Below are 12,391 nucleotides of genomic sequence, written 5' to 3'. Positions count from 1 at the left end.
AGGGATCGGATTACTTGTCTTTGCCCAGCATGTGATCCATCGAAATCGACGGCTGATCGCACCCGGCTTCGCCCACGATCTTGGCCGGTATACCGGCAACGGTCGTGCAGGCCGGAACCTCTTGCAGCACCACAGAACCTGCGGCGATGCGGCTGCAATGGCCCACCTCGATATTGCCAAGAACCTTGGCCCCGGCCCCGATCAGAACACCGTCGCCGATCGTGGGGTGGCGCTGCTCTTCTTCCTTGCCGGTTCCGCCCAGCGTAACCGAATGCAGCATCGAGACGTTATCGCCTACCACGGCCGTTTCACCGATCACGATAGAGTGGGCATGGTCGATCATGATGCCCTTGCCGATGCGGGCAGCGGGATGAATGTCGATCCCGAAAATCTCGGACGAGCGCATCTGGAAGAAATACGCCAGATCATGGCGGCCTTTGGTCCACAGCCAATGTGCCACACGATAGGCCTGCATCGCCTGATACCCTTTGAAGTATAGGATTGGCTGCAGCAAACGGTGGCATGCTGGGTCGCGCTCATAGACAGCCATCAGGTCCGCGCGCGCGGCCTCAATCAGCGACAGGTCATCTGCATAGGCTTCGTCCACGATTTCGCGCAGTACCATCATCGACATTTCGTTCGAGCACAGCTTGGCCGACACCCGATAGGACAGGGCCCGCTCGAGGCTGCGGTGGTGCAGGATACAGGCGTGTACCAGACCGCCCATCAACGGCTCATTCTCGACGGCTGCCTGAGCTTCGGTCGTGATACGGGTCCAGACCGGATCAACCGGTCTCACGTGACTGCGCTTTTCCAACATGGTTTTTGATCCTTTGCTGCGCCTAGAATGCCATTTAGTGGTAAAAACACCAAACGCAAACCCGTGATCTGCAGGGTAACGAAAATGAATGACACTGAATTGGCAGGCTTTACGGCAAGGATAAAGGCGCGATTGGCCGAGATTGCAGATCACTCGGCAACGGAAAAAGACGCGCAGGCCATTGTTGAACTGGACCAGCAGGCCGTCGGGCGCCTCAGCAGAATGGACGCGCTGCAGAATCAGGCGATGGCCAAGGCGCAGCAGGCCAATCGGGATATCGAAACGTGGCGTTTGCAGGCCGCGCTGATCCGCATTCAAGAAGGGGATTTTGGGTATTGCGAGGATTGCGGCGACGAGATTCCCAAAGGCCGGCTGAACCTCGATCTCGCCGCGACCAAGTGCGTCAGCTGTGCGTCCGGCTAATCTGAAACCGGATCAGATGGTGCAGAACCGTCTCAAAACACTGACAATATTGCAGGTCGTCAAAACCCGGCTCATCCGCCAACCGCCTGTTGCGCGCCGCTGCCATCAACGAGCCATTGCCGAACAATGGATGAAGCCGCCCGGTCTGGCCGACATGTTTGTCGGCCAGTTCCGCTTCGTGGATCATGCGGGTGCAGAGACGATCTCGGTCCAGCGGCGGCGTGGCCAGCAGGACACGCGCTGCGGCGCTGACATCTCCGTGCAAGACAGGGCGCATGACGTGGATTACCCGACTGTCAGGTTGGTGGTCAGCCCCGGTCCATAGCTGGCCGAGACCTGAGCCACCCGGACCTCATAGGCCCCGCTTACCCCATCCGCCGCTTGTTCCGCGGTCGAATAGAACCACAACGGTTCACTCACAACCTGTTCCCGCACAGGCGTGCCGTTGACGCGAATTTGAACAAGGTAGGATTCGCTCTCTTCCGCCAGTGGCACGTCCAGACCCGCCCAATCGTCCCCGTCCAGCCGGGTGCGGCGTATCCATGACACCTGGTCGCCTATGCCCGAGCGGACCGCCCCGAGATGCGCCGGTGCATAGGGGCGCAACCCGTTGCCATCGAAGGCGTCGACAATATGCACAAAGGACGGGTCGTCATACCCTCGCGTCGCAGGGCCGATTCGATAGTGTTTTGACACCCGCCGCTCCGACCGCAGCAGGCCGGTCTGATAGACCCGTTGATCCAGCAAAACGAACATCGATCCTACGGGCCAGTTATCGGGCATGGCTGCATCAGTTCCCAACTGGCCGCGCAATCGCCCGGACAAGGTATAGATGCCTGCATCCTGCAGGGTTGCGTCAGCGAACTGGAAAACCTCCCAGTTGCCTGAAGTGCCATCGCCGATTGCAGCCAGATTGGCGCCGTTCAACAGAGCGTTACGCGGGCGCGATTCCAGCAAGCCATCGACCAGATTGACACGCAGCGGCGCACCTTCGTCCCAGATACCGGCACTGGCCCGCATGAGCGGCGTTTCGGTGAACCCGATGACCGCCTGCCCCGAGATGACCTCTTGCAATGCATAGTCTTCGTCACTGGCTGCCGAGTAGACGGCAACGCTGCCGGGCCAGGGGTTTGCAGAGGCGGCCAGATAAGGGGCGTGCGGTGCTTCCGACCCGGTGATCAGAGGCAAGTCCATAAATACGGGCAAAACAGGAACCGGCGCGAAAAAGGGCTTTGCGGTTACCTCGTCGTCAGGCAGGTCAGACGGCGCATAGACACCGGGTTCGATCCGCACGGCCTCGGCCAGTTGCAGATCGGCTTGCTCAAGACGGTCGATTCGGTACCGCGCACCCTGTCCATCTTTGGTCAGAGTGACGACGTCACCCGCACCCAGATGCAACATTGACGGCGGTAACGCAATCCGGGCCGTCTCGCGTGAAACTCGCGCTTCGCTCAACCAGCGTTCGGCCGTCTGACGACCTTCGGCCCGCGTCATCGACAGAGGCACCTCATTCACCGACACGGAATGCGTGCGTGTATCCGGAAGAACGGCCTCTTCTGACACGACGTCATGGTCGGAATCCGATTGCACAAACCGCAATCGTACACGGCCCGTCAGTTCGGCCTCGGCCTCACGACGGTACTCGATACGGCCTTCAATGTCCGCGCTGTCGGCCAGCAGATCACTGTCCAGTTCAATCGCTCTGCGACCATCGCGCATTTGAAACAGCAACACACCGTCCCGTTCAATCGCGTCAAAACCATAGCGCAGCATCAGCGGCTGCAGCGCCGCACGCGCGCTGGACGCGTCTTCAATCGCGTATCCCCGCACCACGCCATACAGGCGCGATACATCGATATGAGTCACCCCAGCACCGTGGCAGATTTCCGTGACAACCGAAGCCAGCGTGCGCGTTCCAGAACGCCCGTTCAGCCAGTGCCCACGGGGGTAGTTCACACCATCGCTCCACTGGCTGCGGAGGTTGGGAAAGGTGGGAAAGGGACGCGCGTCCCAGGCCCAGACATAGGCGTTCGTCATGTCCACCATCGGGCCGCCATATTCGTCCGAAACCGGGTTGATCGCCGGATCCGACCAATAGCCCAACATCGCTTTCAGGTATTGCACCTGCATGAAATCATCGCGCATGCCGTTGGAGTATTTCGGCAGGCTGGATTCCGAGGATTTGGGGTCCAGAAACTTGTTCGGCTGGTTGGACCCTTTGTCGATGGCGGCGCAACCAAGTTCAGTGAACCAGATCGGTTTGGACCCGGGCGCCCAATCCGTCGGGTTTTCTTGCCGAACGCCTCCGATGCGCTCGTGGTGCCGGTTTGACCACCAGTTGCGCAGGTCCTTGTATCGCCATATCCACGGCTCACCGTGATCCTCATCTGTGATCGGCGCCCGGATCTGGGCTTCAGCCTCCTCCGGTGTGGCATAGTACCAGTCATAGCCCTCACCGCCTTCGATATTGCCACGAAGGTAATTGAGGTCATAGATCGCATCAGCCCTGGCCTTGGCGTCCAGATGGTCCACCCCATCGCGCCAGTCTGACAACGGAATGTAGTTATCGATGCCAACAAAATCGATGTTGCCGTCAGCCCACAGCGGATCGAGATGGAAGTAGCGGTCGCCCGAACCATCATTGGGTTGATAGCCGAAATATTCGCTCCAATCCGCCGCGTAGCCGATTTTGGTTTCTGAGCCCAAAATCGCGCGCACATCGGCGGCAAGCGCCCGCAATTGTGCCACGGCGGGGAAACCGGACGCGCCGCGGATCTGTGTCAAGCCGCGCATCTCGGACGAGATGCAGAAAGAGTCTACTCCACCGGCAGCTTTGCACAGGGCCGCATAGTGCAGAATGAACCGTCGTAAGCCCCATTCCTGCGGTCCCGTATAAGACACCTCACCGTCGCCAACGACAAAATCACTGGCCTGCGCGTAACCAAAGAACGCGGCGACCTGCGCGTCTGCTGCGGCGGTTTGATCCGGTGACCCGACGCGTCCGGGAGCCTCGCTCAGCGTGATCCGGCCGCGCCACGGCAGGTGCGGCTGGCTGCCGGCATCGGACCACGGGTCGGGCAGGACGTTGCCTTCAAGCTGATCCATCAGAATGAACGGATAGAACATGACACGTTTGCCGGAGCCCTTCAGGTGTCGGATCGCCTGTACCACGGATTGGTCTGCGGGCGTTGCGCCATAGACAGGCAAGCCATCCTTGTGCTGAACCTGCTGGGCAGTGCTGCGATACACCCCGGCCACTTGCCAGGGCATATTCTCGCCCTCGACGTCCTTGTGCAGAACCTTCGGCTGCAGCTGACAGGTTCCACACCGCAAATCATCACCAAACCAGGACACGATCAACGAGGCCGCATCGCAGGACCCCAACTCTGTTTGCAGGGATCGGGTGGCGGTTACCAGATCCGGCACCCCCGAGGCAGAATTGACATTTGCAGCCCAGCTTTGCCCCGCCCCTTTGGTGTAGTTAACCTGTTCGCTCGCCAACGCGTATTCGCCAGTGCCCGGCATAAGTGCAACGCCGCGGATCGTTCTGGACAAGGCGTCCGGCGTATCCGGTAAACCCGGCTGTTCCTGACGCACGACTTCAAAGGAAAACTGCGGCACGCGGTTTCCGAATTGCGCCAGTTGCAGGTTCTCGATCACCACATAGGCCGTACCACGATAGGCCGGAACATTGCCCGGGCCCTCAATGGCCTCGATCAAGGGGTCGGGCAATTGAAATTGATCGCCGGGGTACGCCCGCATGTGCAGGCTTGCGCGCTCAAGTTCTTCTCCGTCGGCCCAAATACGCGGAACATCCGAAATCTGACCGGAACCCACCGCGATGGCCAGAGAAATCGAGTAGCTGTAGCTGTGCGTGGTCGTCGTGACCTCGGGCGCTTTGGGAGAGCCCTTGCCGCCGCCTCCACCGCCACCGGATTGCGTGGTTGTGCTGGTACTTTTGGTTTCCAGAAAGTCCGACGCCCATATGACCTGACCGCCTACCCGCATACGTCCGAAAACCGTGGCGACGGGGGCGCCTTCCCCGGTTTCGGTCAGACGAAACCGGTCCAGACGTCCGGTTTCAACAACTTCGCTGCCGCCCCCCATGACTGACTGGCTCATCAGCCTTTGATCGATAACCCGTCCCAGCGTTGCACCCACAGCACGGCCGATAACAGCCGTTGAAAGCCCCGCAACGGTACCGCCAACCGCTCCGCCGATCGCGGCCCCTGCTGCGGACAGAACTATTGTAGCCATTCACTTATCCTCCAGCGGGAATTCAAAACAGGCGACCACCCGGCGACGCCAGGGGTCGCTCAGCGTATTTTCGACAACGCCATAGCCGGAATAGGCGTGAATGAATCGCGGTAAGTTCCCTGTCGCGCTGACGATGCCGACGTGTTTGGCCACGCTTCCAACGCGCATCCGGAACAACAGGACGTCACCCGCAGCCGCATCGTGTGGGATCTTTTCGATCAGGTGACGGCGGGCTGCGGACCACATGCGTTCCTCTCCCTGAGGTTCGGACCAGTCCATACTGTAGGTTGGAACCGCCTCTGGTTCATGCCCAAGCAGCGCGCGCCAAACACCCCGCAGCAAGCCCAGACAATCCGTCCCCGCCCCCTTGACCGACGCCTGATGCACATACGGAGTCCCCAGCCAGCTGCGTGCCTCATCCACAATATCCTGCCTGCTCGTACTCATCGTCTGCTTCCCCCGGTATTCGGATTGCCTTGTTTTGGCACCGCCATCATCCAGTCTTCACCCGGAAGATCAGGAAATCCTTGGAAATTCAGCACATTATTGAATTTCAAACGACAGGTAGACATGCTCTTGTCGCATCCGGCCGTCAACCTGACCCGATCTCCGACAGCCAGTCCTCCGGTGATCCCGGACCAAAGCGAAACACTGCGCCCACCAGTGATCTGCTCATCCTGTTTGATCGTGTCCCAAAGCCCGGCTGCCTGTCCTGACACCACGTCCAATCTGCCGCGTTTGAACCAACCCGTGTCCCATCCGCTGACGCCTTTCAGTTGCAGGGCGCTGCCAGCGATCAAACTCACGACTTCGGCCTCGGCTCTGAAACCTGAAATGCCGAGGTTGAACTTGCAGGCGTTGTCGCCAAGAACTGCTGTGCAAGGTTTCTGGTAGATCCTGCCCATGGGTTGGTTGAGCAAATCCGTAAGGCCCCGCAATTCGGCGTGAAACGCGCCCCCAGCGCGGCGCATCTCTCCGATCGATCCCCTGAACTGCAGCGCACGTTGTTCGGGCGCGGTCCAATTGACCAACCAAGCACGCACCTCCGCGCCGTCGAACCGACCAGATTCGATATCCTCTTCCATGATGGCGGCATCAGACAAAGCGCCCATTGCTTCGGAATTATCGATGGACAATCCGGTCGCCTGCTCGATTGCCGAGGCCGTCAGGCCAGTGCTGGCCTTGAAGGTCATGCCGTCAAAGCTCAGTTCCATGTCATGATCGGTAAAGCCATATTCCTGCCCGTCGGAACGGCGGATCAACCAGCACCGGCAGGTCGTGGTCAGCCCGCTTTGCAGATGGGCCTGCAGCCCTTGCTTATCGCCGCTCATCAGACACGTACCTCGACCACAGGGACATTGGGCACATCGCCGGCCTGAAAACTGGCGACGCTGGTCTGAATCCTGTCGGTATCGAAACGAACCGGAACGTCGAACTCGAACCCCGCGGTGATTTCTACCTGCTCGGGCGGCGGGGCGGAAAACAATATCCTGCCAGTGGAGAGGTTTGCCTCGAAATCGACACCCTCGCGCATTTGGTCCTGCTCGAGGCCGATCTTGATTGTACCGAGGACAGGTTTGATGATCGGGCGGACATAGCTGAAGCCGCCGGAACTGTAGGACTTGACCAATTGGAACTCGGTCGTCGTGCCATCGCCGCGGGCAATGACCTGATCGTCTTGGGACACGTTTGCCGTTGCCGCCCCGGATTTGTAATCGGACCAGTCTTTCCAGCGAAAGCCGAACATCTGACCCTGACGGGCCTCAAAGAACGCCACCAGCGTTTCGATATCGTCCAACGAACGCATCCCCAAACCGGCATCGTAGCGCCGCCGGGAATGCGCCCAGGGCGTGTTGCGCTCTTCAAACCCGTTGGCCAGCGTCACGATATCGGTGCGCCGTTCGGGGCCGCCAACCGAGCCAAAGCTCAGGCTGGCGGGAAATCTGACTTCGTGAAAATTCATGACCTGCTCCCTCGTATTACCTGTTTCGATTACCGCGGCCCAAGGCGCGGCTCATCTGGGCGGCGATCTGGCCCTGACTGCGCCGGAACCCCTGAACGTCTGGGGTTGTGATGTTCATCACCACATTCACCCCGCGCCCACCGCCAGAGGTGCGCACACCCAGTTTGCCATCCGGACCGCGCGCCAGGGGCATGATTGCCTCAGGGCCGGCCTCACCCATCAGTCCGGTGCCACCCCGCATTGGAAACGTGGTCGGCCCGCTGACCACACCGCCGTTGGCGAAAGGCATTACCCGCCCCTGAGAAAAACTGCCGCCATCGGCAAAGGGAAGAATACCCTGCACCAATCCTCCAACCGTGTTGGCAAGCATCCCGCCGAAATGATCTGTCACCGGCTTGATCGCAGCCGAATAGGCCGTCCGGATCATCGAGTTTTTCAGAATGTCCAACGCATCCGAAAGGTTCATCCCATCCAGAACCACACCGTCAAAGGCTTTGCGTAACCCGCCGGACATGCCGCGTTCCAGTGTGGCGACATCCTTGCCGGTCTCTTCAAACGCCGCGCTGATCCGTTTCATCTGGTTGTCGAAAGCCGCCGCCATCGACGCCGCATCCCCCAGCGAGTCGCCCAGCGCCTCGCCCCGTTCCTGCAGGTCGTCCAACCCGTCACGATCCGTCATCACGCTCTCCTTGTGTCTTGTCCGGGTAGGCCGCCAGCAAGGCATCCAAACCCGACCGGTTCATTGACGGCATCCCCGCGCCCTGCCCCAGCATCAGCTGCAGCTCTGCCGGAGTCAGACGCCAGAACTGATCCGGTGTCAGGCGCAGGCCGATAAACCCGGCCCGCATCAGTGCGGGCCAGTCAAACCCGCTCATGTCTGCTTCGGCATCATGAAGGCCCGTGCCAGCAGCTCTGCCGCTGCGCGCGCGCCCGCCATCGGGCCGCCCTGGATCTCGGCGCTCAACAGATCGGCCCGTGCCACATCGGCCCCACCGCCCCGCAGCCCCGCCACGATCAGCGCCAGAACGTCGCCGCTGGAATAGGCGCCAGCCTCGAACCGTTGCACCAGATCCACCAAGGAACCTGTCCCCAATTCCTGTTCCAACTCCGCCAAAGCGCCCAGCGTTAACTTGAGCACCCGCCGTTCCCCATCGATGGTCAAAGCCACCTCGCCCGTCCACGGATTGGCCATCGGATTACAACGCCGTAAAGGCCAGCGCGCCGGCACTGGCCAGGCTCATCTCATAGGTCGCCTCACCATTGTGCGAGCCCGCATATTCGATGCCCGTCACCTGAAACGCGCCCTCGACGATGCCGAAATCGGGTATGATCACCTGAAAATTCGGTGTTTCACCATCAAAGAACAGCTGTCGCGCGCGCTCATCGGTATCTGCATCCTTGAACACACCCGAACCCGAGATCGCAGCGGACTTCACCCCTGCCCCCGACAACAACTCGCGCCAGCCACCCTGGCTTTCAAGGCTGGTGACATCCACACTTTCCGCGTTGAAACTGACCCGCGTGGCCCGAAGCCCCGCGATGGTCTCGAACAGGCCCGAGCCGTTCATATCCACTTTGACCAACAGGTCTTTTCCGTTCTGGGCAGCCATATACTCTCTCCGTTGATTGTTTAGTCGTCTTCCACGCGGGCGCGGAATCTCAGGTCGATCTGGCGGATCGCACCGCCCGTTCCGGTTCGCCGGGCCGAGGCCCGTTCGAACCACAGCCCCACAAGGCGGCCCCGATCCATCGTCAACGCGGCCTCTTCCAGTGCGTCGCACACCGCGCCCGCCAGCATCTTGGCGGCACCGAACCCGGCGGCTTCGGACATCACCGACACCGTGAAGCGATGCACAGCACCTACGCCTGTCCGGTCCGAGGCGTCCTTCACCTCTTCCGGGCCCAGCGTCACATAGGTGTGGGGCACCGATCCGGTTGGAACCGCGTCATAAATTGCGCCACTGGAAAGCGTGCTGACCTTCGCATCGCCAGAAAGTTGTTGATACACCGCCGCCTGCAAAGCGGCTGAAACGCCATAGCTCATGCCGCCACCTCTTCATCTGCAAAACAGGTCAGGTACTGGCCGCGCGGGTCGCGTTCGGCGACGGCACGAATGACAAAACGCCGTGTGCCTTCCGCAAAACGCTGATCCGGCGAGGGGCGCATCACCGATCCTTCCGGCGCGCCGCGCACCACGATGCGGTATCCAACGCGCGAGACGGGTACTCCGGCCACCTGCCGCTCGGACCCGCTGCGCGCGGTGACCTCGGCCCAGACTGCTCCCAACGCCTGCCAGGTCTCGGTGTACCCACCTGCACCATCAGCGTTGCGCACCGGCGCCTCGAGCACCAGCTTTCGGTTCAGTCGCGGCGTCTTCATTGCGCTACTCCTGCGCCGAAACGCACGGTGCGGTAGCGCTGGATCAGGCTGGTCACGCCAAAGGGCATACAACCTGCACCCAGCGACGTTTCATCGCGGTATTCGTAATAATGCGCCGCCAACAGCAGCACCGCCTGCCCCAGATCAGCGGGCAAACCGCCCCAATCGGGCGACATGCCGGCGGTGAATGCGATCTTCACAGCGCCGCCCGTCGCAATCGCCGGCAGGTTTGAGCCCGCCGGGCGCAACCGGGGGCGCTGGCTGTCTTTTTCCAACTGGTACACGCCCGCGTCTACGATGTTTTTGCCACCCGCCGCATCCGTCACGGTCACCGCGTCAACCGACGCTACCGGAGCCACCGGAAGAACCTCGGCCGCCTGATCCCGCCAACTGTTCAGGCTCCACGAAAAACCGCGTTCGATCAGAACCTTGCCGGTGCGCGCTTCGATCGCCGCGATGGCGGCCCGCAAAAAGCCCTTCAACACCTCGTCCTGCACATTGTCCTCGGCAAGGCCAGTGCCCAACCGCAGATGCGCCTTGAACTGACCCACCGGCAGCGCCGCATCCGCGATGGCGGTTTCTTCGATCAACATCATCCATTCACTCCGCAATCTCGGCCCCCTCCGGGGGTCGTCACTTCAGGAATTTGGCGGGCACGCGCCGCCCCACGTTGCTCGGACGGAGGGGAGCAGCTAGACAACGCAAGGGATCTCACCCCGGCCCGTACCCGCCGCCCGGAGGGCCAGTTGCCCGGCTCCCCGGATTCGCCACCGCTTACGCGGTGCCGAATTTCACCAGCTTAATCGCGGCAAAGTCACTCACGTCGCCGCCAACGCGCTTGGTTGCGTAGAACAGGACATGCGGCTTGGCGCTGAAGGGGTCGCGCAGGACGCGCAGGTCGGGACGCTCGGCGATGGTGTAACCGGCCTGAAAGTCACCAAAGGCAATCGAGAAGCTGTCGGGCGCCGCATCCGGCATGTCCTCGGCGATAAGCACCGGATAACCCATCAGACGCGCAGGTTCACCTGCCGCCAGACCATCCGACCACAGGAAGCGGCCATCGCTGTCCTTCAGCTTGCGGATCAGACCCGCGGTTTTCGAGTTCATCACGAAGGTGCCATTCACCCGGTACTGCGCACCCAGCGCATAGACTACGTCGACAATCGCGTCCGCCTCGACACTACCATCGATACCGGTCGGCACATAACCGATATTGCCCCAGGCCCAGACATCATTATCGACCTTGGTGTGGTTCAGGATGCCCTTGGGCTTGTCTGCACCGTCGCCGTTGATAAAGGCCGACGCCTCGGCGCGGGCGAACTTGTCGGCGATACGACCGGCCAGCCAGCCTTCGACGTCAAACGCGCTGTCGTCCAGCAGACGCTGCGAGGCTTTGGGAAGGGCGCTCAGCTCGTGCAGTGCAATCGAGATGCGATCGATCGACGGGGTCGCGGTCTCAGTCGCGGCCGCAGTCTCTTCGGCCCAGCCTGCGCCCACATCAGTGTGGTCGATCAGCACGTCGAACGAGTTCGCCTCGACATTCACCACCGACGCAATCGAGCGGATCGAGGCAGTGGATTTCAGAACCGACTTGATGATCTCGGCGGTTTGCGGATCGACCAGATAGCCGCCATCACTGTTGACCGCGCTGGACAGCGATTTGGCCTCCATTTCCAGCCCGCGCAGCCCATCATCGTCACCCGAACGCACATAAGCGTCAAAGGCCTTCTGGTGCGGTGCGCCGTCTTCGATCGAGGTCGAAAGGTGCGGACGCGCCGCGATGGTTGATTTACGATCCAGCATAGTCAGTCGCTCTTCTGTCTGTTGCAATTTAGTTTCAACTTCATCCTTCAAGCCCTTAATTTCATTCACGAAGCCAGCCATCGCCTGCTTCACCTCCTGAACCAGGGGCGCACCCTCTCCGGTCAAGGCCGGCGTTTCGGTCTTGCTCATCAGCACTTCCATTTCTTGGGTGGGTTTGAGGCGCGCTAGGTCCGCGCCAGCTCCTGCCGGGCGGTTTTGAACACCTCGGCAATACTGCGCAGGGTCTCGTCGGTGTCGAGCTCATAGCCCTTTGCCGCTACCCGCGCACTGGACAGCATCGGGAAGGTTACCAACGACACCTCCCACAGCTCCAGTTCGGTCAAGAGCCGCTGGCCCTTGTCATTCTTCACAGCCCGCTTGGTGCGATAGCCAATCGACAGCCCGTCCATCGCACCTGCTCGGATCAATTCTGCCGCCTCACGGCCTTTCTGCGTGCTTTCCAACAGGCGTCCCTTTACCCAAAGACCCTTGTCGTCTTCGCGCACTTCATCCCAGACACCGATGGGTTGTGCCGGGTCATGCTGCCACAGCATCTTGACCCGCTGGCCCGCCTTTTCCAGCCCGGCCAGCGAGCCGCGATAGGCGCCTTTCTGCACCACATCGCTGCCCTGATCGACCTGCCCGAACAGGCTGGCATACCCTTCGATCACCGCATCCTCGGATACCGAGAGCCCGTCTCCGAACCGTGCGAACTTGTGCTCCAAATCCATGAACACCTCCTCGTA

General features: G+C 60.9%; 16 protein-coding genes. 1 reads left to right on the top strand and 15 read right to left on the bottom strand.

Translation table 11 applies throughout. The features are described 5' to 3' along the window. Nucleotides 1–10 precede the first annotated feature (10 nt). Nucleotides 11–820: a serine O-acetyltransferase gene (gene cysE, locus ACR1XY_RS11795; RefSeq protein ID WP_480593451.1), complete on the bottom strand. Its 810-nt coding sequence runs from the start codon at nt 818–820 to the stop codon at nt 11–13. Between the two features lie 84 nt (nt 821–904). On the opposite strand from cysE, the gene ACR1XY_RS11790 reads away from it, so the two are divergent. Beyond that, a complete protein-coding gene (locus tag ACR1XY_RS11790) occupies nt 905–1,243 on the top strand; it encodes a TraR/DksA family transcriptional regulator (RefSeq protein ID WP_480593449.1) in 339 nt (112 codons plus the stop codon). On the opposite strand, the gene ACR1XY_RS11785 is transcribed toward ACR1XY_RS11790, so the two are convergent. The 14 genes from ACR1XY_RS11785 to ACR1XY_RS11720 all read right to left on the bottom strand — a co-directional run bounded on the left by ACR1XY_RS11785 (nt 1,224) and on the right by ACR1XY_RS11720 (nt 12,376). Continuing rightward, entirely contained in the window at nt 1,224–1,520 is a 297-nt protein-coding gene (locus ACR1XY_RS11785) for a DUF7742 family protein (RefSeq protein ID WP_480593447.1), read from the bottom strand. The genes ACR1XY_RS11790 and ACR1XY_RS11785 overlap by 20 nt on opposite strands. A gap of 8 nt (nt 1,521–1,528) precedes the next feature. After that, the gene (locus ACR1XY_RS11780) at nt 1,529–5,500 is read right to left on the bottom strand and encodes a baseplate multidomain protein megatron (protein ID WP_480593445.1); all 3,972 of its coding nucleotides are present in this window, start codon (nt 5,498–5,500) and stop codon (nt 1,529–1,531) included. Next, on the bottom strand, nt 5,501–5,947 hold the full coding sequence (locus ACR1XY_RS11775) for a C40 family peptidase (RefSeq protein ID WP_480593443.1): 447 nt from the start codon (nt 5,945–5,947) through the stop codon (nt 5,501–5,503). Further along, entirely contained in the window at nt 5,944–6,831 is an 888-nt protein-coding gene (locus ACR1XY_RS11770; RefSeq protein ID WP_480593441.1) for a DUF2163 domain-containing protein, read from the bottom strand. Before ACR1XY_RS11770 ends, ACR1XY_RS11775 begins: the two co-directional genes overlap by 4 nt. Next, entirely contained in the window at nt 6,831–7,463 is a 633-nt protein-coding gene (locus ACR1XY_RS11765) for a phage distal tail protein, Rcc01695 family (RefSeq protein WP_480593438.1), read from the bottom strand. Before ACR1XY_RS11765 ends, ACR1XY_RS11770 begins: the two co-directional genes overlap by 1 nt. Nucleotides 7,464–7,479: 16 nt before the next feature. Continuing rightward, nucleotides 7,480–8,142 (bottom strand): phage tail tape measure protein, encoded by a 663-nt coding sequence (locus ACR1XY_RS11760; RefSeq protein ID WP_480593436.1) that lies wholly within the window; start codon nt 8,140–8,142, stop codon nt 7,480–7,482. Next, nucleotides 8,129–8,338: a rcc01693 family protein gene (locus ACR1XY_RS11755; RefSeq protein WP_480593434.1), complete on the bottom strand. Its 210-nt coding sequence runs from the start codon at nt 8,336–8,338 to the stop codon at nt 8,129–8,131. Before ACR1XY_RS11755 ends, ACR1XY_RS11760 begins: the two co-directional genes overlap by 14 nt. Next, nucleotides 8,335–8,655, bottom strand: a complete 321-nt coding sequence (locus ACR1XY_RS11750) for a gene transfer agent family protein (RefSeq protein ID WP_480593432.1) — start codon at nt 8,653–8,655, stop codon at nt 8,335–8,337. The genes ACR1XY_RS11755 and ACR1XY_RS11750 overlap by 4 nt, the downstream gene beginning before the upstream one ends. Before the next feature lie 4 nt (nt 8,656–8,659). Continuing rightward, entirely contained in the window at nt 8,660–9,073 is a 414-nt protein-coding gene (locus ACR1XY_RS11745; RefSeq protein WP_224889277.1) for a phage major tail protein, TP901-1 family, read from the bottom strand. Between the two features lie 20 nt (nt 9,074–9,093). Further along, nucleotides 9,094–9,507: a DUF3168 domain-containing protein gene (locus ACR1XY_RS11740; protein ID WP_480593430.1), complete on the bottom strand. Its 414-nt coding sequence runs from the start codon at nt 9,505–9,507 to the stop codon at nt 9,094–9,096. Continuing rightward, the gene (locus ACR1XY_RS11735; protein WP_480593427.1) at nt 9,504–9,842 is read right to left on the bottom strand and encodes a phage head closure protein; all 339 of its coding nucleotides are present in this window, start codon (nt 9,840–9,842) and stop codon (nt 9,504–9,506) included. Before ACR1XY_RS11735 ends, ACR1XY_RS11740 begins: the two co-directional genes overlap by 4 nt. After that, the gene (locus ACR1XY_RS11730) at nt 9,839–10,438 is read right to left on the bottom strand and encodes a head-tail connector protein (protein WP_480593426.1); all 600 of its coding nucleotides are present in this window, start codon (nt 10,436–10,438) and stop codon (nt 9,839–9,841) included. The genes ACR1XY_RS11735 and ACR1XY_RS11730 overlap by 4 nt, the downstream gene beginning before the upstream one ends. 178 nt (nt 10,439–10,616) lie before the next feature. Further along, nucleotides 10,617–11,795 (bottom strand): phage major capsid protein, encoded by a 1,179-nt coding sequence (locus ACR1XY_RS11725; protein ID WP_480593424.1) that lies wholly within the window; start codon nt 11,793–11,795, stop codon nt 10,617–10,619. A gap of 35 nt (nt 11,796–11,830) precedes the next feature. Beyond that, nucleotides 11,831–12,376, bottom strand: coding sequence for an HK97 family phage prohead protease (locus ACR1XY_RS11720; RefSeq protein WP_480593422.1), 546 nt, complete (start codon nt 12,374–12,376; stop codon nt 11,831–11,833). Between the last annotated feature and the right edge of the window lie 15 nt (nt 12,377–12,391).

Source organism: Ruegeria sp. AD11(2025), from assembly GCF_056542405.1.
The sequence above is the reverse complement of the archived record's forward strand: the minus strand, read 5'-3'. Positions and strand labels throughout refer to the sequence as shown.